The 210-nt window shown below is 53.8% G+C and carries 1 protein-coding gene; it reads left to right on the top strand.

Annotated elements, in window-relative coordinates; all coding sequences use genetic code 11:
• Window positions 1-12: 12 nt before the first annotated feature.
• Complete coding sequence (locus AAE027_RS39625) at window positions 13-126, top strand: Thoeris anti-defense Tad2 family protein (protein ID WP_479714288.1); 114 nt, start codon at window positions 13-15, stop codon at window positions 124-126.
• The last annotated feature ends 84 nt before the right edge of the window (window positions 127-210 follow it).

Here is a 210-nt window from a genome sequence, read left to right as displayed (position 1 = left end):
GTTCCCCACCTCCTGCTCATCAATGCCCAAGGGGATATCGTCCCCTGGGTGCCCTCGCAGGGAGATCTGTTCGCGGAGGACTGGAAGATCACGCAAAACTCCGACGCGCCTGAATCGGCGGCGTGACAACAGGAAGAGGCTTCGGCCTCTTCTCCGAGTCCTCAATATTAGGTTTTTTGCATTTTTTCCTAATATTAGTGCATTCCCCTA

The sequence above is a fragment of the Bradyrhizobium sp. DN3 genome (assembly GCF_041357655.1).
Taxonomy (GTDB): Bacteria; Pseudomonadota; Alphaproteobacteria; order Rhizobiales; family Xanthobacteraceae; genus Bradyrhizobium.
Note: the sequence above shows the minus strand (reverse complement) of the source record. Positions and strands in the feature narration are given on the sequence as shown.